The organism is Paraburkholderia sp. SIMBA_030, from assembly GCF_046535245.1.
Classification (GTDB): Bacteria; Pseudomonadota; Gammaproteobacteria; order Burkholderiales; family Burkholderiaceae; genus Paraburkholderia.
Map to the genome: position 1 here is coordinate 1 of NZ_JAWRXB010001030.1, position 256 is coordinate 256.

1 protein-coding gene is annotated in these 256 nt (G+C 32.4%); it reads left to right on the plus strand.

Features of this window, described 5'->3' with window-relative positions; translation table 11 throughout:
* Nucleotides 1–30: 30 nt before the first annotated feature.
* Nucleotides 31–256 (plus strand): hypothetical protein (locus SB772_RS43155; RefSeq protein ID WP_410838916.1); only part of this gene is annotated, 226 nt, incomplete at its 3' end.

Consider the following 256-nt stretch of genomic DNA (forward strand, 5'->3'; position numbering starts at 1 on the left):
CTTTGCTATTCGCAAGAGATGGGATACCAAATGACCACCACATCATCAAAAGAAGAATTTTTAAAATATTCGGAAATTACAGGTTCTCCATTTTTAAATGATGCTTTTAAACAGGCAAAAGCAACCTGCTGCAATGAAATCGCACCGATGAGATACGACATATATGCTGATGAAATTGAATATAAAAAAGGAGATGTAGTCTATAGATTACTAAAACAAAAACCTTATACAAGAATTGAATTTGCAAATCCTAATG